The organism is Pannonibacter phragmitetus (assembly GCF_050510895.1).
In the GTDB taxonomy this organism is placed as follows: Bacteria; Pseudomonadota; Alphaproteobacteria; order Rhizobiales; family Stappiaceae; genus Pannonibacter; species Pannonibacter phragmitetus_B.
The window spans coordinates 2287336-2309446 of sequence record NZ_JBNINT010000001.1; the positions used below are offsets into that span (position 1 = coordinate 2287336).

A 22111-nucleotide genomic window follows, 5' to 3' on the forward strand; every position below is an offset into this window, starting at 1 on the left:
CAGCATCCTATGCGCCTGACAATCCGCCACACGACGAAATACCGATACGATACCCCGGTTGCCAACGCCATGCAGCAGCTGCGGCTGACACCGCCTTCCTGCGCGGGGCAGAACATCCTTGACTGGCGCATAGAGGCGCCTGGCATGGACCGCGCAACCACCTACCACGATGCTTTCGGCAATCTGGTGCACATGATCTCAAGCCGCGAACAGCTGGAGGCCGTGACGATAACCGCCAGCGGTGCAGTGGAGACAACAGACCTTAATGGCGTTCTGGGCGAAGAGATAGCCGAGGCGCCGGTGCGGATCTATACACGCGTCACCCCGCTGACCGAAGCCAACCAGGCAATCCGCAAGTTGTCTGGCCTTGTGACAGCGGAAGACCAGATCGGTGGCTGCCATGCCCTGATGCATGCAATCCGCGACAAGGTGGACTACAAGGTCGGCGTTACCGAGACCCACGCCACAGCCATTCAGGTTCTCGCCTCCGGCGAAGGCGTGTGTCAGGATCACGCTCACATCTTCATCGCCGCCGCCCGTGCGGCCGGAGTGCCCGCCCGCTATGTCTCGGGCTATCTTCTGCTGGACGAGGCTCAGGAGTCGGAGGCCCACCATGCCTGGGCTGAGGCCTATATCGAGGGCCTGGGATGGGTCGGCTTTGACGTTTCCAATGCGATTTGCCCGACGGACCGTTATATCCGCTTGACGGCCGGGCTGGACTCGCGTTCCGCTGCTCCGATACGTGGCATCCGGTTTGGTGGCATGGAAGAAAACCTCAATGTCGAGGTTGATGTAGCCCGCACAGGAAGCCAGCAGCAACAATAACAGGCCGAAGCGGCCGGATGATGAAGCGGACCCCCTTGCCGTGACTTACTGCGTTGGCCTGAAACTTGATCGTGGTCTCGTCTTTGCTGCCGACACCCGCACCAATGCGGGCGTAGACAATATCGCCACCTTCAAGAAGCTGCATGTCTGGGAGGAGCCGGGCGAGCGTGTCTTCACCTTGTTGACGGCCGGCAATCTGGCCATCACCCAGTCAGTGGTGTCGATCCTGTCCGAACAGATCGCCTCCCCCACCCTCAACAAGACCAATCTGATGAGCGTGGACACCATGTTCCAGGCAGCCCGCCTTGTCGGGCAGGCCGTGCGGGACGTGCGGGCGCTGGATGGCGATGCTCTGGCCGCGAGCGCGGAAAGCTTCTTCGTTACCTTCATCTTCGGCGGTCAGATCAAGGGCGAGGCGCCGCGCCTGTTCCAGATCTATTCGGCCGGCAACTTCATCGAAGCCACCGACGACACCATGTTCTTCCAGATCGGCGAGCACAAATACGGCAAGCCAATCCTCGACCGGGTGACACGCCGCGACATGCGCCTTGGCGCTGCGGCCAAGATGGCGCTGCTGTCCTTCGACTCCACTCTGCGCTCGAATCTGTCGGTCGGCATGCCCATCGACCTGATGCTCTACAACACGGACAGCTTCACCGCCCACCGTCAGAAGCGCATTGACCGGGAAGACCCCTATTTCCAGACGCTCTCCGCAGAATGGTCTAACGCCCTTCGCAAGGCATTTACGGAAATTCCGGAATTCGAGATCTGAGGCTTCGGAAGCGGGATCGTTCCAGCGGTCCGTCAGGTATTCCGTCAAGCCCCCTGCGCCGTCCCGGCCTTGTGCCGGGACCTGTTAGGGACGAGTGGCATCAGATTGAAAACTAGAAGAATTTGACCGGAATTGCGCCCATCACAGGCCCCGGCACAAGGCCGGGGCGGCGCGGCGTGTGGGGAAAGGCTGTGCTCACACACAGATTCAAGCGGTTGATAAACTGATTCAACTGCGCGGCAATCAGAAACAACAGGCTCGAAAATTGATTCAACCGGCTGCGATTTTTATTCAGAGAGCCGCCTCAACCATCTGAATTTAAAAAACTTTCGCCTTATCCGTGACCAAGGATCAGCGCGGCAGCGTCGAATTCGGTCTTCTTGTAGGTGCGGATGCGGCGGGCCTCGGTGTCCTCGCCCCAGAGTTCCGCATTCCAGTCCTCATCCACATGGGCTGCAGCCCAGAGGTCACCGACGCCGTGGTTTCGGCGGGCGAGAAGCAGGGCGATGACGGCAGAGCCGGTGACCGTCGTCACTGTATGCAGGGCGGCGGCTTCCAGGGCCGTGAAGCTGTCGAGCGCCCTGCGAAACGCGGTAACGAGCTCCGCATCCTGCGGCACATGCATGATGCCGCCGGACAAGCGGAAACGGCCGCCGAGTTCGGCTTCAGCTGCAGCCAGCAGCGGGTCCCAGGTCTGGCGCTGGCGTTCGGTCAGCCGCTCCGGCTCGCTGGCGCGGTAGCAAAGAGCGTCATTGCCGGCATAGCGGGCAATCTCATCGGCAACGTCCGCGAACCGATCCCCAACCGCATCAATGGCCGCATTGGCAATGCGGGTCAGCGGCATGATGCCAGGGTTGATCACCTTTTCCTGCGCATGCCATTCGGCAGCAACGGCAGCAGCGAGGCGGGCATCGGGCAGAAGCAGCGGCTTGCGGCCCGGCGTCTTCACTGCGCGGCCATCCAGCAGCACCGCATGCCCGCCCTCAGCGGGCGCATGAGAGGCAACGTCGTAGAAGCGCTTGGGCAGTTCACGGCGCGAGAGTTCCTTGGCCCGTTCGACCGGATCATATTTGGCGAGGTCCTCGTGGATCTCTTCAAAAATATCACGCATCAAAGGGTCTCCAGTGTCCAGCCAAGGCAGCGTGCAATCGCGCCATCGATTTCGTCAAATTGATCAATAACGGCATGAGCCCCGGCCCCATGCAGCAGGTCCGCCGTGTGATAGCCCCAGGACACGCCAACGGCGAGCGCACCGGCTGCACGGGCCATCTCCATATCGAAGCTGGTGTCGCCAATCATCACCGTGCGCAGGGGCTCTGCACCCGTTTCGCCCATGGCGCGCAGAACCATGTCCGGATGCGGCTTGGAAGGGCTGGTATCGGCTGTCTGGATAGTGATGAAGCGGCCTTCCAGATCATGCAGCTTCAGCATGTGGTCAACGCCACGCCGGGCCTTGCCGGTGGCGATGCCCAGCAGCACATCGTCGCGTGCTCCAAGACGCAGAATGGCCTCGCGGGCGCCCGGATAGAGAGGATCATAGTCAAGCCCCGCCTCACGGCGGCTGCGCTTGGAAGCACGGTAGGCCTCGGACATCATGCCCACCTTGCTGCGGTGATCTGGGCCCACCAGACGGGCAAAGGCCTGTTCCAGAGACAGGCCGACGATGGAGAGCGCTTCCTTGCGGCCCGGCATCGGCAGGCCAGCGGCGGCAAAGCCAACCTCAAGCCCGTGCAGGATGGTCTCCTGGCTGTCGATCAGCGTGCCGTCGCAGTCAAAGATCACAAGATACATGGGCAGGTCTGGTCCTCAGTCTTCCTCGTCCAGCTCCGGAACATAGTCGGCAACATCGAAGCCGAGCAGGTTCCAGGTCTGCTGCATATGCGGGGGCAGCGGCGCCGAAACGTCGATCTTGCCGTGACCCGAGGGGTGCGGAATGATGATGCGCCGCGCCAGCAGATGCAGGCGGTTCTGGATGCCGCCGGGCAGCTCCCAGTTCTCCACGTTGAAATACTTGTCATCCCCGATGATCGGGTGATGAATGTGGGCGGCGTGGGCGCGAAGCTGATGCGTACGGCCTGTCACCGGCTTCATGGTCACCCAGGACAGTTTCTGCGCCGACTGTTCCACCACATTGTAGAGCGACACCGCGTGCTGGGCTTCATCCTCGCCATGGCGGGCAATGCGCATGCGCTCTTCGCTCTCGTCACGGGCGAGATAGGTAGAGATGCGGCCCTGCTTGGGCTTCGGCACCCCGGCGAGCATCGCCCAGTAGATCTTGCGGGTGTTGCGGTGGCGGAAGGACTTGGTCAGCTCCTGCGCGGCAAGGCGGGTCTTGGCGACGAGGATGATGCCCGAGGTCTCGCGGTCCAGCCGGTGCACGAGGCGGGGCTTGTTGCCCTTGCTGTCCGTGAAGGCATCCAGCATGCCGTCGAGATGGCGGCGCAGGCCCGAACCGCCCTGGACGGCCAGACCGGCCGGCTTGTTCAGCACCATCACCATGCTGTCCTCGAACAGCATCATGTCCTCGATGGCCTTGCGATCGTCGTCAATGAGCTTGGTGGACTTCGGCCGGGCGTTCTTCCGGTCATCCGCCTCGATCTCGATGCCAAGCGGCGGAATGCGCACGCTCTGGCCGGAGGCAAGGCGGGTGGCGCTTTCGGCGCGCTTGCCGTCCACACGCACCTGGCCGGTGCGCAGCAGCTTCTGCAGGTGGCCGAAGCCAAGGCCCGGGAAATGGACCTTGAACCAACGGTCGAGGCGCATGCCAGCCTCATCGGCGGACACGGTCTTGAGTTCAATAGCGGACATCTGGGTCTCGTTCTGGTGCGCGCCCGGCTTGAAGCGGGCATCCGGGACGGCCAATTGCAGCACGTCAAACCGGCCCGGCAGGGCGCAGCTGTTGTTGTGCCTCTCTTAAGCGTCCTTGGCCCGCAAGGGAAGAGATTTCGCAGCCCCTCCCCTCTGAAAGCTGCATGGGCGCCGCTCTAAGCTCCAACACTGCGCGCTATGGCAAGACCGGCGAAGACTGCCAGAATGGAAAGGAGCACCGACAGCACCACATAGAACAGGGCCACATGCACCGCCCCTTCTCCCAGAGCAGCGCCATATCCAGCGAGAAGGCGGAGAATGTCGTGAAACCGCCGAGAATGCCGGTCGCCACGAAAAGCCGCAGACCGGCCGACGTGCCCGGATTGTAGCGCAGCAGCCAGCCGATGAAGAGGCCCATAATCAGCGAGCCAGCGACATTCACCGTCAGCGTGCCATAGGGAAAATTCGGCCCGAACCAGCGCAGAGTCAGAAGGTTCACGCCATGGCGCAGCGCTGCGCCAATGCCGCCGCCAAGAGCGACGATCAGAAAATTGCCCATCCCATCAACCTTCCTGCGGAAGCGGCTCCTCCGCCTCCGTAACGCTGTCTGAGCCAATCCTGTCCTCAATCAGACGCCTCACCGCTGAAATCAGTTCAGGATCAGCCTTCAGATGCGGGGCTTCCTCATCAACAATCGCCAGGAAGAGATTGCGCTTCAGCCTCTGCTCCTCTTCGGCAGCAAGCACCCGGCTGCCGATGGAGGACTGGACGATGCGCATCAACCGGTCGGCTGCCGTCAGCCGCCCCCAAAGATAGTCATGCTCGCGCCAGGAGCGGTTGAAGAACGCACCGAAAGTGTTCAGCGCCGATCCCTTCAGCACGAATCCCTCATCCAGCAGGGAACTGGCGTCACGCGGACTGATCCGGTCGATCAGCGTCTCGTTCACTTCCGAAAAATCGGTACGCTGGAAGACAGGCAGCGTCACCAGATCATAGAAGGCAAAGCCGACGTAGGCGCGTGTCAGATCCTGCCGCAGGCCCGGCACCAGATAGGTGAAGGTCATCACCGCGAAAATATCATCTTGCAGCCGGTCAAGCTCGCCCAGGCGCATATGGCTGCGGACAACGGCCAAAACGGCCTCCACGGCTTCCGGGCGGGCATCAACGGCAAGTCCTGCGGCAAGCTCGCAAATATCCTGCGGATAGGCGGCCGCATTCCAGCAGCGCAGCAGCATGTCGATCTGCTCGTAAAGCTCACGCTTCAGCGCATCGAGATCATCCGGTTTCTGCACGGCCACGTCATGGCTGCGGGACTGATAGAAGCTGTTGAGCTTGCGTACCACGAACCGTAGACGCCGGATGCGGTAGTCAACGTCCAGCCCCTTCAGCATGCTGATCAGAGCCTGCGACGAGCTGAAGGTGCCTGCCTCCATTGCGTCCGGCAGACCTGCCTTGAGGCGGGAGAGCACGTCATCCAGATCCAGCTCCGCCCCTGCCCTCGCGGCAAGGTCGCAGATCAGCCCTGCCAACCGCTCGGCCAGCGCCTCTACCTTCAGCGTCTGATAGCTGAGATAGGCATAACCCGCCTGCACGTGGGCGGCCTCATTCGCCTTCACCCGGCAGCGGGTCAGTTCTTCGATGGTCAGCGGCTGGCTGGAAGCAGACGGCAGGATGCGCCCGACCTCCGCTTCGACCAGCGGGTCGGTGGCAGCGATCACCTCGGACAGACGCCGGGCCCGCCGGTTGCGCGCCTCAATGGCCTTGAGGTCATCCCCCACGGGCTCATTACGGGGAATGTGGGCAAGCGAAGACAGGATGACACGAAAGAAGCCCGGCACCGTGTCACCATTTCCATTCGGCCCCACGCCCTTGCCGTTGAAGGGCACCGGATCGACATAAACCAGCCGGCGGGCCACCTCACGCGTCGCGGGCCGCTCATCAATGGCCTCGATGACCGGGCCGAAGGGCTTGTTCATCACAACGCTTCCGTCGACAAAGCAACGCCGCTCCACGTCGTCCACAGGCCCGCCAAGCGTGTCGCGCAGGAAGCTTTCGCGTGTCTCCCAAACCTCGCCCCGCTCAGCCAGCAATGTGTCCATTTCCCCCACTGTTGCAGGTGGAAATGCGCCGGGGAACGATGAGGTCGCACGGGCCGCAAACACAAGGCCGGGGATATGGCGCGGGGTGAAGCTGCTGTCCAGAACGCCAGGCATGCGGTGCTCGCAGGAAAACCGCAGGATACGGCGGTGTTCCCGCTCTTCAATGAAGGCCGGTTCGTCTATGCGGATGCGCTGACGGCGGCCGTAATAATCGGTCACCGTAACGAAGAGCTCCAGCTTCTGGCCGCGTGGCACCAGCGTTGCGCCCTCGCGCCAGCTGGCGTCCATCGCATGACAGGCATCCAGCATCCAGCCACTGTAACGTGCCCCCGAAAACGGCGGCGTGAACCAGCGCGACTGGGTGAGCAGGCGCAGCTTTTCCCGCGTTTCCGGGCTGTCGATATGCGCCTTGAGGCCAGAAGTGATCAGCCGGTCGATCACCGGTGACATGCCGCTTTTAAGGTAGCGGGTGATACCATCCTGCGGCTGGGCGAGCCGGGTGACATCGGCGTTTTCAAGCCAAAGGTCACGATGGGCATCAAGCGGCAGGTCATGGGCAATGGCACGGGCCAGCATCACCCCGTTGACGCCGCCAGCAGATGCCCCGGCAATGGCATCCACCACCACGCGGACATTCACGTCAGGCTCATAGGCGCGCAGCAATTCAAGATAGGCCAGCGTGGATGGCGAAAGCATTCCGGCGGCGGCCTCCTCTGCGGCCTCAAGCGGATCACGCGAGGCATTGAGGCTGGAGGCCTTGACGAGATTGAGGATTTCCCGGCTGACGCCATGCATGTAGATGGCAAGGGAAACGCCGCCGTAGAACACGAGCGCGAGGCGGATCTCGATCTGCTTCATGGGCGAATCCCCGCAACGACAGGCCGCCAGCATCGCGCAGCCGCCCTCAGACGGCAAGGCGAAGTTAAAGCGATGGCAAGCGGACTTTCAGCGGATCACCCGCCGCCGCGCTCGCGCCGCAGTCTCGACCAATATTCGAGGCGCTTGCGCAACTCGCGTTCAAAGCCACGCTCAACCGGTTCATAGAACACCTGCCGGCCCATGCTTTCGGGGAAATAGTCCTGCCCGGAGAATGCGTCCGGCTGGTCATGGTCATAGGCATACCCATCGCCGTAGCCTTCGGACTTCATCAACTTGGTCGGGGCGTTGAGAATATGCTTGGGCGGCAGCAGGGAGCCGTGGCTCTTGGCCGCCCGGACAGCGGACTTGTAGGCCGTGTAGACCGCATTCGACTTCGGCGCGGTCGCCAGATAGACAACGCATTGCGCCAGCGCCAGCTCCCCTTCCGGCGAGCCCAGCATCTGATAGGCATCACGCGCAGCATTCGCCTGTGTCAGCGCCTGAGGATCAGCCAGGCCAATATCCTCCACCGCCATGCGGATGAGGCGGCGGGCGAGATACAGCGGGTCCTCACCGCCGTCCAGCATGCGGGCAAACCAGTAGAGCGCCGCATCCGGATCAGAGCCACGTACCGACTTGTGCAGGGCAGAAATCAGATTGTAGTGCCCATCCTGGCTCTTGTCATAGATCGGCGCCCGCCGCTGAACGATCTCCTGCAGCCGGGCTGCCGTGAAGACTTCCCCTCTCCTGCTGCGCGCCAGACGTCTTCCGCCAGCGTCAGGGCGGAACGGCCGTCGCCATCCGCCATGCGCATCAGCACGCCGCGCGCCTCTTCATCAAGCGGCAGAGGCTTACCCTCCTCCTGCTCGGCACGTGACAGCAGCCGCTCCACCGCCTCCCGGTCCAGCGAGCGGAAGGTCATCACGTGAGAGCGCGACAGAAGCGCGGCATTCAGTTCAAAGGACGGGTTCTCGGTCGTCGCGCCCACCAGTGTGATGGTGCCGTCCTCCATCACAGGCAGGAAGCTGTCCTGCTGGGCACGGTTGAAGCGATGGATCTCGTCCACGAAGAGCAGCGTGCCACGCCCGCCCATGCGCCGGGCACGGGCAGCTTCAAACACCTTCTTGAGGTCGGCAACGCCGGAGAAGATCGCCGAGATCTGTTCAAAGCCCAGATCCGTCTCAGCCGCCAGCAGCCGGGCCACGGTCGTCTTGCCGGTGCCCGGAGGCCCCCAGAAGATCAGTGAACCAAGGCTGCGGTTACGCAGCATCCGCGACAGCGTGCCATCGGGACCCAGAAGATGGTCCTGCCCCGCCACGTCCTCCAGCCGCTTCGGGCGCAGCCTGTCCGCCAGCGGGCGCGGCCCGGCGGGTTGGGAGGCAAGCATCTGCCCCGAAGCGGAAAAGAGGTCACTCATGTCGGATCAACTGCATCATCAGCCGCGCAGGGCAAGACGTGTCGTCTCACCGCCCCGCTTGATATCGAGAAGCCAGAACCTTGCAGGGCGGCGCAGCATCCGGTCAAGCTCTGCAGTGGTGGTGACCTTCTGTTCGTTCACACCTACGATGATATCTCCAGGGCGCAAGCCCACCCGGTTTGCCGGAGAGCCCTGCGCCACCTCGCTGATCACCACGCCCTCGTCCATGGTGTCGAGGCGCAGCTCGTCTGAAACGGCCGGGGAAAGGTTCAGGACCGTCGCACCTGCAAAAGGCGAATAGGCCTCGATTTTCCGGGTATCACGTGCCGGTGTTTCGGGCGCAGCCAGCAGCGGCACGTCCGCCTGCAGCTCCGATCCATTGCGCTGGAAGGTGAATTTCGCCGCACCGCCCAGCTGCCGGGTGGAAAAACGGTAGCCGAAGGAATCGGGATCGAGCACCTCTGCTCCATCCACCGCCGTCACGAGATCACCGACCTTCAGCCCGGCCTTGTCTGCCGGGGAGCCGGGGAACACCTTGGTCACCAGTACGCCGCGCGGCCGGTCAAGGCCAAGGGCTTCGGCAATCTCCGCTCCAACCACCTGAACCGTTGCCCCCAGCCATGGACGCTGCACCTTGCCGGAAGTTTGCGCCGATGTGGCGACGAAGCTCACCATGTTGGCGGGGATCGCAAAGCCGATACCGATGGAACCGCCGGAGCGGGAGAAGATTGCCGTGTTGATGCCGACCAGACGGCCATGCATGTCCACCAGCGCGCCGCCCGAGTTGCCGGGATTGATGGCGGCATCGGTCTGGATGAAGAACTGATAGTCGGTCACGCCCACCTGCGTGCGGGCCAGAGCCGAGACAATGCCCTGTGTTACCGTCTGGCCAACGCCGAAGGGATTGCCGATGGCCAACACCATGTCACCAACTTCCAGCCCATCGGAATCGGCAAACTCAACCGTTGGGAAATTGCCGCCCTCGCGGATCTTCAGCACGGCCAGATCTGTCCGCTCGTCCTTCAGGATGATGTCGGCATCAAACTCGCGCCGGTCACTGAGCGCCACCCGCACCTCATCCGCATTCTCGATGACGTGATTGTTGGTGATGATGATGCCCTCTGAGGCAATGATCACGCCTGAGCCGAGGGAGGACTGCACCCGCCTGCGCTGGCCGCCAGGAGCGTTATCAGGCACACCAAAGAAGCGGCGGAAGAAAGGATCATCCAGAAAGGGCGAGACCTGCCGCTGCTCCACCATGCGTGTCGCATAGACGTTGACGACAGCAGGAGCCACCTTCTTGACGACCGGGGCAAAGGACAGCGTGACTTCCGCTTCGCTCTTTGGAACCTGCCGTTCCTGGGCAATGGCGGTGCCGGCAGCGCCGGTCACGGCAATGGCCCCCAGAAGCATCGACGCAGTCATCAGCGAAATGGCCAACAGCGCGCGGCAACAGCCACGCGGACCAGGACTGGCAGAACGTGCAAGGCGGTGGGAAAAGGCCATCCTCAAAGCTCCTCTAAACGCAGAATCCGGCCCGAAGGCCGGATTCGATACATGCCAGATAGGAAGCCTGTCCTGCAATGCCAAGCCTGACGGCCCGGCATTGCAGTCTGGTTGGCTCAGGCCGAGCGGACCTGCGACAGGAAGGAGCGAACCTCCTCGTCGAGATGGCGGGCCTGCGTGGTGAGCTCACTGGCCGAGGCCACGAAGCCATCGGCGGCAGTGCCGGTGCGTTCGGTCACGTTGTTCACGCGGCGGATGTTGCTCGTCACCTCTTCGGTGCCGCGCGCGGCACGCTGCGTGTTGTCGGCAATGCCCTGTGTCGCAGCGCTCTGTTCTTCCACGGCAGAAGACACCTCTGTCACCGACATGGTGATCTCACCGATGGTCTCCTGGATCTCGGCGATTGCGGCAACGGCATCTTCCGTCGCGCTGCGGATCGCGTCGATCTGCTGCTGGATTTCGCCGGTTGCCTTGCCCGTCTGCGAGGCCAGTTCCTTGACTTCCGATGCCACGACCGCAAAGCCCCGGCCAGCCTCCCTGCACGCGCCGCCTCGATGGTGGCGTTGAGGGCAAGCAGGTTGGTCTGATCGGCGATATCGGAGATCAGCGTCACCACCTCACCGATGCGGTTGGCAGCTTCCGCCAGCGAACGCACGGTGGCGTTGGTGGCCTGAGCGCGGATCGTTGCCGTCTGGGCCACGCTGGACGAGCGGGCAATCAGTTCGGAGATCTGACGGATCGAGCTCGAAAGCTGGTCCGAAGCCGAAGCGATCGACTGCACTTCTTCCATGGCCTGGTTGGACATGTCGGCCGCGCGCGAAGCGCTGTCACCAGCGGTCTGGGTCATTTCCTGCACTTCACGGGCAGCGGACTGCAGGCTCTGTGCCGAGCGGGAAACCGTTTCGACCACGCGGCCAACGGATGCCTCGAACTCGGCAGCCAGACCGGAGAGCATCTCCTTGCGCTGCTCGGCCTGCGAGCGGGCTGCAATCGCCTCTTCCTGCGCACGGCGCTCCTGATCAGCGGCTGCATTCTCACGGATCTGCAGAACTGCACGGCCGATCTCTCCAATCTCGTCACCACGGCGCGCAGCAGCGATATCCTGCGACAGGTTACCATTGGCAATCGACGTCAACGCCTGCACCAGAACCTGCAGCGGCTTCGTGATGGTGCGGGAGAACAGCAGGGCCACCACTGCAACGACTGCCAGCGTGATCAGCGTCAGCATGATCATCCGGTCGCGCATGGCTGTAACGGCACTCAGGGTTTCCTCAGTGGTCTTGTCAGCAACCACTGCATAGGTCTGCCCCATGAAGCTGATCGGTTCCGCAAGCACCATGCGGTCAACGCCATCCTTGCCGGTCACCTGACCGGAAGATTCGATGCCGCGAAGCGCGTCCTCAATCGGCTCACCCTCAGCCTGGAACTTCAGCGCAGTCGGGAAGTCCAGCGCCGGCATGGTCGTCAGCACCATGCCACCCTGCGCAACAAGATAGGTCTGGCCGGTTTCGCCCAGTCCTTCACGGTCAGCAAGAACCTTGTCCAGCATCGGAGACGTTACGCGCATGGCGATAACACCGAGATACTTGCTCTCGCCGAACTCGTTCACATAAACCGGCTGTGCGAGGAACATCGACGGAATTGCATCAGCGCCATATTCGCTGAAGCCTGTCGCGACCTGAGTGCCTGCGGGCTGCCCGGCTGCCAGCTTGAACACCTCACCCAGACCGGTCGCTGCCAGTGAACCATCAGTTACGGACTGAAGGAAATCGTCCCCCTTGGTCACGGAGTAAAGAACGAGACCGTCATTGGTGATGCCGTAGATATCGCCATAGCCACCAGCCTTCCAGGCCGACAGGAACGAACCATGCAGTTCGCCGTGGCGCCAGGAATACATGGTCTTGTTGGTCTTGCCGGTCAGCTCTGCACGGTCAGCAGCACCACTGCCCGAAGCCTGATAGTAGCTGCGGATCAGAATCCATATCCGTACCAAGGTTCGCACGGGTGCTCGCCAGATCCTTCATGACCAGTGTCGCAGCAGCACCGGACGCCAGGTTCGAAAGATCTGATTGAATGCCTTCAAGTTTGGCAGACAGCAGGGCGTGGCGCGACTGAACCATGAGGCCCAGCTCGGAGATCCCGGCCTTCTCAAGGCCGTCGCGGCCGGTTGTATAACCAATCACTCCAACCACTGCACAGGAAACCAATGCAAGGCCAACTGTGACAGCAGGTATAATCGTGGAAAGACGTAAAAAGCCCCGGCTCTTGACACCGGCATTCTGACTTCCGCTCATAGCGCACCCAGCTCCATGGAAAGGAAAACTGGGCGCAGCATCTCCTTAATGATCTTAAGAACAAGATAATTTTGACAAGTGATCTGAACAGACACACAAATTCAGCAAAAAATATCGACAAAAGAAAAAGGCGGGCACAGGGCCCGCCTTTCGCGTCTTTCTATACTTCCGAAAGCTTACGCTGCGTTTTCAGCAGCCTGCTCGGCTTCGTGACGGGCACGGTCGGCAGCGCCGCGTGCAGACATGTCACGGTCAACCAGCTCGATCACAGCCATCGGTGCGCTGTCGCCGTAGCGGAAGCCAGCCTTGACAACGCGGGTATAGCCGCCGTTGCGCTCCTTGTAACGGCTGGCCAGCACGTCAAACAGCTTGCGGACCATGGCAACGTCGCGAACCTGCGAGATCGCCTGACGGCGGGCATGCAGGTCGCCGCGCTTGCCGAGGGTGACAAGCTTGTCCATGATCGGCTTCATTTCCTTGGCCTTCGGCAGCGTCGTGACGATGGCTTCGTGTTCAATCAGCGACGCCGCCATGTTGGCGAACATCGCAGTACGGTGGCTCGTGGTGCGGCCGAGCTTGCGGCCGGATTTACCGTGGCGCATGGCCTTCTCCTTTAGACGTTAAGCGGGCATCCTCTGCGGGACTGCCGCCCTGTTGTTCTGCCAGGGCGAAACCGCCCCTTAGTACTGATGGTCCTCGTAGCGCTTGGCGAGGTCCTCGATGTTCTCCGGCGGCCAGTTGGCCACGTCCATGCCCAGATGAAGACCCATCTGTGCGAGAACTTCCTTGATCTCGTTAAGCGACTTGCGGCCGAAGTTCGGCGTGCGGAGCATTTCCGCCTCGGTCTTCTGGATGAGATCGCCGATGTACACGATGTTGTCGTTCTTCAGGCAGTTTGCCGAACGAACGGACAGCTCGAGCTCGTCGACCTTCTTGAGAAGGGCCGGGTTGAATGCCAGTTCCGGAACGCTGTCTTCTGCAATCTCGCGCTTCGGCTCTTCGAAGTTGACGAAGATCGAAAGCTGGTCCTGCAGAATGCGTGCCGCGTAAGCCACCGCATCTTCCGGCTTCACCGAACCATCGGTTTCGACCGTCAGCGTCAGCTTGTCATAGTCAAGAACCTGGCCTTCACGGGTGTTTTCCACCTTGTAGGACACTTTCTTGACCGGGGAGTACAGGCTGTCGACCGGGATCAGACCAATCGGAGCGTCCTCAGGACGGTTCCGCTCGGCTGCCACGTAGCCTTTGCCGGTGTTGACCGTGAACTCCATGCGGATTTCCGCGCCCTCATCAAGGGTGCAGAGCACGAGTTCCGGGTTCAGCACTTCAACGTCGCCAACCGTCTGGATGTCACCAGCCGTTACGACGCCAGGACCCTGCTTGCGCACAACCATGCGCTTGGGCCCCTCGCCTTCCATGCGAGATCGCGATTTCCTTGATGTTCAGGATGATATCCGTCACATCTTCGCGCACGCCCGGAATGGACGAGAATTCGTGCAGAACGCCGTCGATCTGCACAGCCGTTACGGCAGCACCCTGCAGCGAGGACAGCAGGATGCGGCGCAGGGCGTTGCCGAGCGTGAGGCCATAGCCGCGCTCGAGCGGTTCGGCGACCACGGTACCGGTCGTGCGCGGGTTTTCACCCGGCTTCACTTCCAGCTTGTTCGGCTTGATCAGCTCTTGCCAGTTCTTCTGAATCGTCACGTTCTTACCTCGTCGGCTGTCCCGCCGGAGCTCGCCGGCCATTCTTCGCCATTGGAGGAAACCAGGTATCTGAAAGTCAAAAGACCTCAGACGCGGCGGCGCTTGCGCGGACGGCACCCGTTGTGCGGGATCGGCGTCACATCGCGGATAGACGTGATGAGGAAGCCGGCAGCCTGCAGGGCGCGAAGAGCCGATTCACGGCCCGAACCGGGACCACGAACTTCGACTTCGAGCGTGCGCATGCCGTGCTCAGAAGCCTTGCGGGCTGCGTCTTCTGCTGCAACCTGAGCTGCATAAGGGGTCGACTTACGCGAACCCTTGAAGCCGAGAGCACCAGCGGACGACCAGGAAATCGCATTTCCCTGCGCGTCGGTGATGGTGATCATGGTGTTGTTGAAGGTGGAGTTCACGTGTGCCACGCCAGAAGAGATGTTCTTGCGTTCGCGGCGGCGCACGCGTGTCGTGTCCTTAGCCATTCTTTATTCCTTGGTTTGATCTCTGCACCGCCGTAATACCGGCGGCTACACCAGCCGATGAGGCAGATTACTTCTTCTTGCCAGCAATCGGCTTCGCCGGGCCCTTGCGGGTCCGTGCATTCGTATGAGTGCGCTGGCCACGGACCGGCAGGCCGCGGCGATGACGCAGGCCGCGATAGCAGCCAAGATCCATAAGGCGCTTGATGTTCATCGCGGTCTCACGGCGCAGGTCACCTTCTACGAGGTAATCGCGGTCGATGGTCTCGCGGATCGCCAGCACTTCGGCGTCAGACAGCTGATTCACGCGGCGCTCCGGCGCAATGTTCACCTTTTCGATGATTTCCTGCGCGAACTTGGCACCAATGCCGTGAATGTACTGAAGCGCGATGACAACGCGCTTGTTCGTCGGGATGTTAACGCCAGCAATACGTGCCACGTGCGTCTCCATATCTTGCGGCTTGAACGCCGCGGTTGCATTTCCCCGCGTCCGGTGGAGCCCGGCCCTTGCGGGAGTTTATTGGCTGGATTTAACCAGCACAGAATGTGCCGAACCCGGTGTTTCCAGGATCGGCACATAATCTTGAGGATTAGAGCGCGGTGTTTACCGGCTCTCAACCCGTTCGTCAAGCTTCGAAAGAACGGAGGCGACCGCAGCCGTCACGTCATCAATCGGCTGCATGCCATCAATGACGGTCAGAAGACCATTCTTCTCGTAGTAGGGAATCACCACAGCCGTGTCACGGTTATAGGCTTCCAGACGCTGCTTGAAGACCTCCGGATCATCATCCTTGCGGACAGGCTGACCAGCGGCCTTCGCCTCTTCCGCCCGGTTGATGATCTCGGGAGACAAGCTTCGACTGGTCCACCCGCAACTCGATCACCGCATCAAGTCCGATACGGTTCTCGGCAAGCATCTGGTCCAGAGCCTCTGCCTGGGCCAGCGTCCGCGGGAAGCCGTCGAGGATGAACCCCTTCTGCGCATCCGCTTCGCCGATCCGGTCACGGATAATGCCGACAACGATCTCGTCAGAGACGAGCCCGCCTGCGTCCATCACCGCCTTGGCCTTGAGGCCAACCTCGGTTCCCGCTGCAACGGCGGCACGAAGCATGTCGCCAGTCGACAGTTGCGGAATGCCATGTTTGGCAACAAGCCGGGCCGCCTGAGTACCCTTCCCTGCACCGGGAGGTCCGACCAGAATCAACCTCATCTACGCTTCCCCTGAGCTTTGCTTTCTTCACCAGACCCTCATACTGGTGCGCAAGCAGATGGCCCTGAATCTGGGAAACGGTATCCATCGTGACGCTCACAACGATCAGCAGCGAGGTCCCTCCGAAATAGAACGGAACGCCCGTCGCGGAAATGAGAAATTCGGGTAACAGGCACACCGCCGTGATGTAGATGGCGCCCAGTACCGTAATGCGGGTCAGCACATGGTCAATGAATTGAGCCGTACGCTCACCCGGACGAATTCCCGGAATGAAACCACCGTGCCGCTTCAGATTGTCCGCCGTTTCCGACGGGCTGAACACGATAGCCGTGTAGAAGAAGCAGAAGAACACGATCATTGCCGCATAGAAGATCATGTACAGCGGCTGTCCATGACCAAGCAGCGTCGTCACCGTCGTCAGCCAGGCCGGACCGCTGCCCGCAGAGAACCCGGCAATGGTTGCCGGAATGAGCAGAAGCGACGAGGCAAAGATCGGCGGAATGACGCCTGCGGTGTTGAGCTTGAGGGGCAGGAACGAAGTGTTCCCCTCAAACATCTTGTTGCCAACCTGACGCTTCGGATACTGAATCAGAAGCCGGCGCTGTGCCCGCTCCATGAACACGATCAGCGCGATCACGCCAATCGCAAGAATGAGAAGCACAGGAATGAGCCAGCTCGAAATGGCTTCCTGACGGCCAAGCTCGAACAGCGACACGAGCGCTTTCGGCAGACCGGCCACGATGCCTGCAAAGATGATCAGCGAAATACCGTTACCAATGCCGCGCGAGGTGATCTGCTCACCCAGCCACATCAGGAACATGGTACCGCCCGTCAGGCTGAGAATAGCGGAGAGGCGGAAGAACCAGCCCGGATCGGTCACCACATTGGCCGAACCTTCAAGCCCGACCGCGATGCCGTAGGACTGCGCAATCGCCAGAAGCACCGTGCCGTAACGGGTGTACTGATTGATGATCTTGCGGCCCTGCTCCCCTTCCTTCTTCAGCGCCTCGAGCGTCGGAACGACGGTCGTCATCAGCTGCATGATAATGGAAGCAGAGATATAGGGCATGATGCCCAGGGCAAAGATCGCCATACGCTCGACGGCACCGCCGGCGAACATGTTGAACATGCCGATCACACCAGACTGAGCCTGGCTGAAGGCCTGTGCGAACGCGGCCGGATTGATCCCGGGCAACGGGATGTAAGTGCCGAACCGATAAACCAAAAGCGCCCCCAGCGTGAACCAGATGCGCTTCTTGAGTTCTTCAGCCTTCGCGAAAGCCGAAAAATTGAGATTTGATGCCAGCTGTTCGGCAGCGGATGCCATGCCGTTCTCCGGAGGTTGCTGTCCGAGAAAAGGGCGAAGCCCAGGCCTATTCGGCCTGAGCTCCGAGGATCACGACCTTGCCACCGGCCTTCTCGACAGCCTCGACGGCCGTCTTGGAAGCGCCAGCAACTTCAAAGGTCACTGCGGCCTTGAGCTCACCATCGGCCAGGAGGCGAACGCCGTCCTTGACGCGCTTGATGACGCCAGCAGCCTTGAGAGCCTCAACCGTGATCGAAGCCTTGGCATCCAGCTTGCCCTCATCGAGAGCAACCTGCACGCGGCCGAGCGACACGATGTTGAAGTCCTTGGCAAAGATGTTGGTGAAACCGCGCTTCGGCAGGCGGCGATGCAGCGGCATCTGACCACCTTCAAAGCCCTTGATCGCCACGCCGGAACGGGACTTCTGACCCTTTACGCCGCGGCCACCGGTCTTGCCCTTGCCAGAGCCGATACCGCGGCCAACGCGGGTACGGTCCTTAACGGAACCAGGATTGTCCCGCAGGTCATTGAGCTTCATAGTCTTCTCTCCTGCCCTCACGCTTCGTCAACGATGCGGACGAGGTGCGGAAGCTTGCGGATCATGCCGCGCACTTCCGGAGTGTCCTTGAGCGTCGAGCGGCGGTGCATCTTGTTCAGGCCAAGGCCGATCAAGGTTGCCTGCTGCTCCTTGGGACGGCGCAGCGGGCTGCCGATCTGCTCGACCGTGATGGTCTTTTCGGTGTTCGCCATGGAACTACCCCTCGTTCAACTGGTTACCGGAGTGCCGGGCTTCAAGCCTCGGCACCTGCCGGAACCGTTTCGTCGTTGTCGCGGCGGCGGCCCTGAAGCACCGAGACCTTGAGGCCACGACGGGCCGCGACAGCGCGCGGGCTGTCTTCCTTGGTCAGGGCGGCAAAGGTTGCGCGCACCATGTTGTACGGGTTCGAGGAGCCAAGCGACTTGGCAACCACGTCCTGGACGCCGAGCGTCTCGAACACGGCGCGCATCGGGCCACCCGCGATGATACCGGTACCAGCCGGAGCTGCACGCAGGATCACCTTGCCGGCGCCGTGACGGCCCTCGACATCGTGATGCAGCGTACGGCCTTCGCGCAGCGGCACGCGGACCATTGCACGCTTGGCAGCCTCGGTTGCCTTGCGGATCGCTTCCGGCACTTCGCGAGCCTTGCCGTGGCCGAAGCCGACGCGGCCCTTCTGGTCACCCACGACGACGAGCGCGGCAAAGCCGAAACGACGGCCACCCTTGACCACCTTCGCGACGCGGTTGATGTGTACGAGCTTGTCGACGAACTCGCTGTCGCGCTCTTCGCGATCGCGCTCCCGTGTGTCCTGTCTCGCCATATTATTCGTCTTCCGTTCTTCAGAGCGCCAAGCGCTGGTCAGAATTCAAGTCCGCCCTCGCGGGCTGCATCTGCAAGCGCCTTGATGCGCCCGTGATACATGTACCCGCCACGGTCGAACACGACCTGCTTGACGCCAGCGGCCAGAGCGCGCTCGGCGACAAGCTTGCCGACAGCTGCAGCCGCAGCCACATCGGCGCCCGTCTTCAATGAGCCCCGCACGTCCTTTTCGAGCGTGGAGGCAGAGGCAACGGTGTGCCCCTTGGCGTCGTCGATGATCTGGGCATAGATCTGCTTCGACGAGCGGAATACGGAAAGGCGCGGACGACCGTTCGCCACCTTCTTGATCGAACGGCGCACGCGGTCGCGACGACGCTCGAAAGCAGTTTTGCTGTTCGCCATGATCCGGGTCCGTTACTTCTTCTTGCCTTCTTTGCGAACGATGAACTCGCCCGCATAGCGAATGCCCTTGCCTTTGTACGGCTCGGGGCCACGGTATTCGCGGATGTTAGCCGCGACCTGACCGACGACCTGCTTGTCGATGCCGGAGATCAAAATCTCGGTCGGCTTCGGGCACTTGACTTCAACTCCTCCGGGACCTCGTAAACGACGTCATGGGAGAAGCCAAGGGCGAGCTGGACATTGCGACCCTGCATCTGAGCACGGTAACCCACACCGGTGATCTCGAGCTTACGTTCGAAGCCCTGGCTCACGCCGGTGATCAGGTTCTGGATCATGGTCCGGGTCATGCCCCACATGGAGCGTGCCGGCTTGCTGTCATTACGGGGATCAACCTGGATCCCGGCATCGGTCATTTCGGCGAGCACCAGATCATTGAGAACGAAGGACAGCTGGCCCTTCGGTCCCTTGACCTCGACGGTGCGGCCGTTGATCGTTGCCGTTACCCCGCTCGGCACGGGGACTGGCTTTTTGCCAATACGAGACATCTGATCAACCTTGTCACATAAATAGGAAGGTCACTGCCGCGTCAGAAGACGCGGCAGAGCACTTCACCACCAACATTCTCATCCCGCGCCTGATGGTCGCTCATGACACCACGGGGGTCGACAGGATCGACACACCCAGGCCATTCGCGACATGCGGAATGTTCTTTACCGACGAGTACACGCGGCGGCCCGGCTTGGAGATACGTTCGATCTCACGAATCACCGGCTCACCGTCGAAATACTTCAGTTCGATCTCAAGCTCGGACTTGCCGTCCTCGAATTCGACCGTCGTGTAGCCACGGATGTAACCTTCCTTGGCCAAAACATCAAGCACATGCGCACGCAGCTTCGAATGAGGTGAGGACACCTTGTTCTTGCGGCGCAGCTGCGCGTTCCGGATGCGGGTGAGCATATCACCCAACGGATCGGAAATTGCCATCGCAGCCTCTCCTTACCAGCTCGACTTGACCAGGCCCGGGATCTTACCCAGGGAGCCCAGCTCACGCAGCGCAACGCGCGACATCTTCAGCTTGCGGTAGAAGCCGCGCGGACGGCCGGTGACTTCACACCGGTTGCGCACGCGGTTCGGTGCCGAATTACGCGGCAGTGCCGCGAGCTTCAGACGGGCGGCGAAACGCTCTTCCAGAGACAGCGTTTCATCCTTGGCTGCGGCCTTGAGAGCTGCACGCTTTGCGGCGTACTTCTGCACAAGGCGCTCGCGCCGCTTGTTCTTCTCGATCGCGCTCTTCTTCGCCATCGTGTTTCCTCGTTCCTTTCCCGTATATCCGCGTTACTTGCGGAACGGGAAGTTGAACGCGCGCAGCAGTTCGCGCGCCTCTTCATCGGTGTTGGCCGTGGTGCACACGACCACGTCCATACCCCAAATCTGGTCGACCTTGTCGTACTCGATTTCGGGGAAAACGATGTGTTCCTTAATGCCCATGGCGTAGTTACCACGGCCATCGAAGCTCTTCGGGTTCAGACCGCGGAAGTCACGAACGCGCGGAAGCGCGATGGTGATCAGACGGTCGAGAAACTCGAACATCTGTTCGCGGCGAAGCGTCACCTTGGCGCCGAGGGGCATGCCCTCACGCACCTTGAAGGTGGCGATCGAGTTCGCAGCCTTGGTGATCACCGGCTTCTGACCGGCGATGAGCGCCAGGTCGTCGGCGGCAATGCGCACCTTCTTGCTGTCTGCAACTGCCTCACCGACGCCCATGTTGAGAACAACCTTCTCAAGCTTGGGGATCTGCATCGGGTTGGTGTAGTTGAACTTTTCCTGCAGCTGCTTGCGCACCACTTCATCGTAGTGCGTCTTGAGCCGCGGCACGTAGGTCTCAGCCATCGATCAGGTCTCCCGAACGCTTGGCCACACGGACCTTGCGGCCGTCTTCCTGCACCTTGAACCCGACGCGGGTCGGCTTGCCGTCCTTAGGATCGGCTACAGCCAGGTTGGAAACGTGAATCGGGGCTTCCTTTGCCACGATGCCTGCTTCCTGGGTCTGCGTCTGGCGCTGGTGGCGGCGAACAATGTTGATGCCGCGCACGAGAGCCTTGTTGTCCGTCGGCAGCATCTGAAGCACTTCGCCGGTCTTGCCCTTGTCACGACCGGCGAGCACGACAACCGTGTCGCCTTTTTTAATTTTCGCAGCCATCAGAGCACCTCCGGCGCGAGCGAAATGATCTTCATGTGGTTCTTTGCACGGAGCTCGCGCGGCACCGGCCCAAAGATACGGGTGCCGATCGGCTCCTTGTTGTTGTTGACCAGGACCGCCGCATTGCGGTCGAACCGGATCACGCTGCCGTCGGGACGGCGAATGTCCTTCGCCGTACGCACGACGACCGCCTTCATCACGTCGCCCTTTTTGACGCGGCCGCGCGGGATAGCTTCCTTGATGCTGACGACGATGATGTCGCCAACGCGGGCATACTTCCGCTTCGAGCCGCCGAGCACCTTGATGCACATGACACGACGGGCGCCGGAATTATCCGCCACGTCGAGGTTTGTTTGCATCTGAATCATGACTTGGCCGCCTTGTTCTCTCTACGGCGCACCTGCCACGGGCGCCGGATGCTCAACAGAGCCGTGGTCTCAGGAGACCACGGTCCAACGTTTGGTCTTGGAGATCGGCGCGCACTCTTCGATCTGAACCGTGTCGCCGACCTGATACTTGTTCGCTTCGTCATGCGCACGGTACTTCTTGGACCGGCGCACCGTCTTCTTGAGCAGCGGGTGAGTGAAGCGACGCTCCACCTTCACCGTCACCGTCTTGTCATTCGCGTTGCTGACCACGGTGCCCTGCAAAATGCGTTTCGGCATTGAGGCCTCCTTACGCGGTTGCGGTCATGCGCTTATCGCGCATGATCGTCTGGATCCGGGCGATATCCCGGCGGATCTGCCGGAAACGACCAGTGTTTTCGAGCTGACCGGTGGCCTTCTGAAAGCGCAGGTTGAACTGCTCCTTCTTAAGTGCCTCGAGTTCCGTACGGAGCTCGTCGAGGGTCTTTGCCCTTACATCATTTGCCTTCAT

General features: G+C 61.4%; 21 protein-coding genes and 8 pseudogenes. 2 read left to right on the forward strand and 27 right to left on the reverse strand.

Going from position 1 to position 22111, the window contains the following annotated elements; all coding sequences use genetic code 11:
- Nucleotides 1-9 precede the first annotated feature (9 nt).
- Together ACQB61_RS10770 and ACQB61_RS10775 are read left to right on the forward strand one after the other, a co-directional pair.
- Nucleotides 10-825, forward strand: a complete 816-nt coding sequence (locus ACQB61_RS10770) for a transglutaminase family protein (RefSeq protein ID WP_430512629.1) — start codon at nt 10-12, stop codon at nt 823-825.
- Nucleotides 826-865: 40 nt separating this feature from the next.
- Nucleotides 866-1597, forward strand: coding sequence for a peptidase (locus ACQB61_RS10775; RefSeq protein ID WP_430512630.1), 732 nt, complete (start codon nt 866-868; stop codon nt 1595-1597).
- 334 nt (nt 1598-1931) lie between these two features.
- Here ACQB61_RS10775 and ACQB61_RS10780 read toward each other — a convergent pair whose 3' ends face one another.
- From ACQB61_RS10780 to rpmC, 27 genes and pseudogenes are all read right to left on the reverse strand, one after another.
- Nucleotides 1932-2708, reverse strand: a complete 777-nt coding sequence (locus ACQB61_RS10780) for an ATP12 family chaperone protein (RefSeq protein ID WP_430512631.1) — start codon at nt 2706-2708, stop codon at nt 1932-1934.
- Complete coding sequence (locus ACQB61_RS10785) at nt 2708-3388, reverse strand: HAD-IA family hydrolase (protein WP_430512632.1); 681 nt, start codon at nt 3386-3388, stop codon at nt 2708-2710. The genes ACQB61_RS10780 and ACQB61_RS10785 overlap by 1 nt, the downstream gene beginning before the upstream one ends.
- A 15-nt stretch (nt 3389-3403) precedes the next feature.
- On the reverse strand, nt 3404-4405 hold the full coding sequence (locus ACQB61_RS10790) for an RluA family pseudouridine synthase (protein ID WP_094462999.1): 1002 nt from the start codon (nt 4403-4405) through the stop codon (nt 3404-3406).
- Nucleotides 4406-4581: 176 nt separating this feature from the next.
- Nucleotides 4582-4964, reverse strand: a pseudogene (gene crcB / locus ACQB61_RS10795) (fluoride efflux transporter CrcB).
- Nucleotides 4965-4968: 4 nt separating this feature from the next.
- Nucleotides 4969-7362 (reverse strand): patatin-like protein, encoded by a 2394-nt coding sequence (locus ACQB61_RS10800; RefSeq protein WP_430512633.1) that lies wholly within the window; start codon nt 7360-7362, stop codon nt 4969-4971.
- Nucleotides 7363-7457: 95 nt separating this feature from the next.
- Nucleotides 7458-8779 (reverse strand): annotated as a pseudogene (locus tag ACQB61_RS10805) (replication-associated recombination protein A).
- A gap of 18 nt (nt 8780-8797) precedes the next feature.
- Complete coding sequence (locus ACQB61_RS10810) at nt 8798-10204, reverse strand: DegQ family serine endoprotease (RefSeq protein ID WP_430514350.1); 1407 nt, start codon at nt 10202-10204, stop codon at nt 8798-8800.
- 197 nt (nt 10205-10401) lie between these two features.
- Nucleotides 10402-12182: pseudogene (locus ACQB61_RS10815) on the reverse strand (methyl-accepting chemotaxis protein).
- Nucleotides 12183-12216: 34 nt separating this feature from the next.
- Nucleotides 12217-12468 carry a hypothetical protein gene (locus ACQB61_RS10820; protein WP_430512634.1) on the reverse strand — a complete coding sequence of 84 codons (252 nt, stop codon included), beginning with the start codon at nt 12466-12468 and terminating at the stop codon, nt 12217-12219.
- A 287-nt stretch (nt 12469-12755) separates the two neighbouring features.
- Nucleotides 12756-13181, reverse strand: coding sequence for a 50S ribosomal protein L17 (gene rplQ / locus ACQB61_RS10825; RefSeq protein WP_026355984.1), 426 nt, complete (start codon nt 13179-13181; stop codon nt 12756-12758).
- A gap of 78 nt (nt 13182-13259) precedes the next feature.
- Nucleotides 13260-14325: pseudogene (locus ACQB61_RS10830) on the reverse strand (DNA-directed RNA polymerase subunit alpha).
- 44 nt (nt 14326-14369) lie between these two features.
- A complete protein-coding gene (gene rpsK / locus ACQB61_RS10835) occupies nt 14370-14759 on the reverse strand; it encodes a 30S ribosomal protein S11 (RefSeq protein ID WP_019965849.1) in 390 nt (129 codons plus the stop codon).
- A gap of 67 nt (nt 14760-14826) precedes the next feature.
- Nucleotides 14827-15195 (reverse strand): 30S ribosomal protein S13, encoded by a 369-nt coding sequence (gene rpsM, locus ACQB61_RS10840; RefSeq protein ID WP_026355986.1) that lies wholly within the window; start codon nt 15193-15195, stop codon nt 14827-14829.
- Between the two features lie 165 nt (nt 15196-15360).
- Nucleotides 15361-15967: pseudogene (locus ACQB61_RS10845) on the reverse strand (adenylate kinase).
- A gap of 7 nt (nt 15968-15974) precedes the next feature.
- A pseudogene (gene secY, locus ACQB61_RS10850) lies at nt 15975-17294 on the reverse strand (preprotein translocase subunit SecY); the annotation flags it as partial.
- A gap of 46 nt (nt 17295-17340) precedes the next feature.
- Entirely contained in the window at nt 17341-17811 is a 471-nt protein-coding gene (rplO, locus tag ACQB61_RS10855) for a 50S ribosomal protein L15 (protein WP_430512635.1), read from the reverse strand.
- A 17-nt stretch (nt 17812-17828) separates the two neighbouring features.
- Nucleotides 17829-18023, reverse strand: coding sequence for a 50S ribosomal protein L30 (gene rpmD / locus ACQB61_RS10860; RefSeq protein WP_430512636.1), 195 nt, complete (start codon nt 18021-18023; stop codon nt 17829-17831).
- 41 nt (nt 18024-18064) lie between these two features.
- Nucleotides 18065-18634, reverse strand: coding sequence for a 30S ribosomal protein S5 (rpsE, locus tag ACQB61_RS10865; RefSeq protein WP_019965855.1), 570 nt, complete (start codon nt 18632-18634; stop codon nt 18065-18067).
- Between the two features lie 38 nt (nt 18635-18672).
- Nucleotides 18673-19035 (reverse strand): 50S ribosomal protein L18, encoded by a 363-nt coding sequence (gene rplR, locus ACQB61_RS10870; protein ID WP_334251732.1) that lies wholly within the window; start codon nt 19033-19035, stop codon nt 18673-18675.
- 12 nt (nt 19036-19047) lie between these two features.
- Nucleotides 19048-19580, reverse strand: a pseudogene (rplF, locus tag ACQB61_RS10875) (50S ribosomal protein L6).
- Between the two features lie 41 nt (nt 19581-19621).
- Nucleotides 19622-20019, reverse strand: a pseudogene (gene rpsH, locus ACQB61_RS10880) (30S ribosomal protein S8).
- 12 nt (nt 20020-20031) lie between these two features.
- Entirely contained in the window at nt 20032-20337 is a 306-nt protein-coding gene (gene rpsN / locus ACQB61_RS10885) for a 30S ribosomal protein S14 (RefSeq protein ID WP_055456856.1), read from the reverse strand.
- Between the two features lie 33 nt (nt 20338-20370).
- Nucleotides 20371-20925, reverse strand: a complete 555-nt coding sequence (rplE, locus tag ACQB61_RS10890) for a 50S ribosomal protein L5 (protein WP_019965860.1) — start codon at nt 20923-20925, stop codon at nt 20371-20373.
- Nucleotides 20918-21235: a 50S ribosomal protein L24 gene (rplX, locus tag ACQB61_RS10895; RefSeq protein ID WP_334251735.1), complete on the reverse strand. Its 318-nt coding sequence runs from the start codon at nt 21233-21235 to the stop codon at nt 20918-20920. The genes rplE and rplX overlap by 8 nt, the downstream gene beginning before the upstream one ends.
- The gene (gene rplN, locus ACQB61_RS10900; protein WP_013652493.1) at nt 21235-21603 is read right to left on the reverse strand and encodes a 50S ribosomal protein L14; all 369 of its coding nucleotides are present in this window, start codon (nt 21601-21603) and stop codon (nt 21235-21237) included. Before rplN ends, rplX begins: the two co-directional genes overlap by 1 nt.
- Before the next feature lie 69 nt (nt 21604-21672).
- Complete coding sequence (rpsQ, locus tag ACQB61_RS10905; RefSeq protein ID WP_019965862.1) at nt 21673-21900, reverse strand: 30S ribosomal protein S17; 228 nt, start codon at nt 21898-21900, stop codon at nt 21673-21675.
- A gap of 10 nt (nt 21901-21910) precedes the next feature.
- The gene (rpmC, locus tag ACQB61_RS10910) at nt 21911-22111 is read right to left on the reverse strand and encodes a 50S ribosomal protein L29 (protein ID WP_019965863.1); all 201 of its coding nucleotides are present in this window, start codon (nt 22109-22111) and stop codon (nt 21911-21913) included.

Bases quoted from the DNA above. Each gene is read 5' to 3' on its own strand.
- ACQB61_RS10770 (WP_430512629.1), top strand. From the start codon at position 10: ATGCGCCTGACAATCCGCCACACGACGAAATACCGATACGATACCCCG.
- ACQB61_RS10780 (WP_430512631.1), bottom strand. From the start codon at position 2,708: ATGCGTGATATTTTTGAAGAGATCCACGAGGACCTCGCCAAATATGAT.
- ACQB61_RS10785 (WP_430512632.1), bottom strand. From the start codon at position 3,388: ATGTATCTTGTGATCTTTGACTGCGACGGCACGCTGATCGACAGCCAG.
- ACQB61_RS10790 (WP_094462999.1), bottom strand. From the start codon at position 4,405: ATGTCCGCTATTGAACTCAAGACCGTGTCCGCCGATGAGGCTGGCATG.
- ACQB61_RS10800 (WP_430512633.1), bottom strand. From the start codon at position 7,362: ATGAAGCAGATCGAGATCCGCCTCGCGCTCGTGTTCTACGGCGGCGTT.
- ACQB61_RS10810 (WP_430514350.1), bottom strand. From the start codon at position 10,204: ATGACTGCGTCGATGCTTCTGGGGGCCATTGCCGTGACCGGCGCTGCC.
- rplQ (WP_026355984.1), bottom strand. From the start codon at position 13,181: ATGCGCCACGGTAAATCCGGCCGCAAGCTCGGCCGCACCACGAGCCAC.
- rpsK (WP_019965849.1), bottom strand. From the start codon at position 14,759: ATGGCTAAGGACACGACACGCGTGCGCCGCCGCGAACGCAAGAACATC.
- rplO (WP_430512635.1), bottom strand. From the start codon at position 17,811: ATGAAGCTCAATGACCTGCGGGACAATCCTGGTTCCGTTAAGGACCGT.
- rpmD (WP_430512636.1), bottom strand. From the start codon at position 18,023: ATGGCGAACACCGAAAAGACCATCACGGTCGAGCAGATCGGCAGCCCG.
- rpsE (WP_019965855.1), bottom strand. From the start codon at position 18,634: ATGGCGAGACAGGACACACGGGAGCGCGATCGCGAAGAGCGCGACAGC.
- rplR (WP_334251732.1), bottom strand. From the start codon at position 19,035: ATGGCGAACAGCAAAACTGCTTTCGAGCGTCGTCGCGACCGCGTGCGC.
- rpsN (WP_055456856.1), bottom strand. From the start codon at position 20,337: ATGGCGAAGAAGAGCGCGATCGAGAAGAACAAGCGGCGCGAGCGCCTT.
- rplE (WP_019965860.1), bottom strand. From the start codon at position 20,925: ATGGCTGAGACCTACGTGCCGCGGCTCAAGACGCACTACGATGAAGTG.
- rplX (WP_334251735.1), bottom strand. From the start codon at position 21,235: ATGGCTGCGAAAATTAAAAAAGGCGACACGGTTGTCGTGCTCGCCGGT.
- rplN (WP_013652493.1), bottom strand. From the start codon at position 21,603: ATGATTCAGATGCAAACAAACCTCGACGTGGCGGATAATTCCGGCGCC.
- rpsQ (WP_019965862.1), bottom strand. From the start codon at position 21,900: ATGCCGAAACGCATTTTGCAGGGCACCGTGGTCAGCAACGCGAATGAC.
- rpmC (WP_019965863.1), bottom strand. From the start codon at position 22,111: ATGAAGGCAAATGATGTAAGGGCAAAGACCCTCGACGAGCTCCGTACG.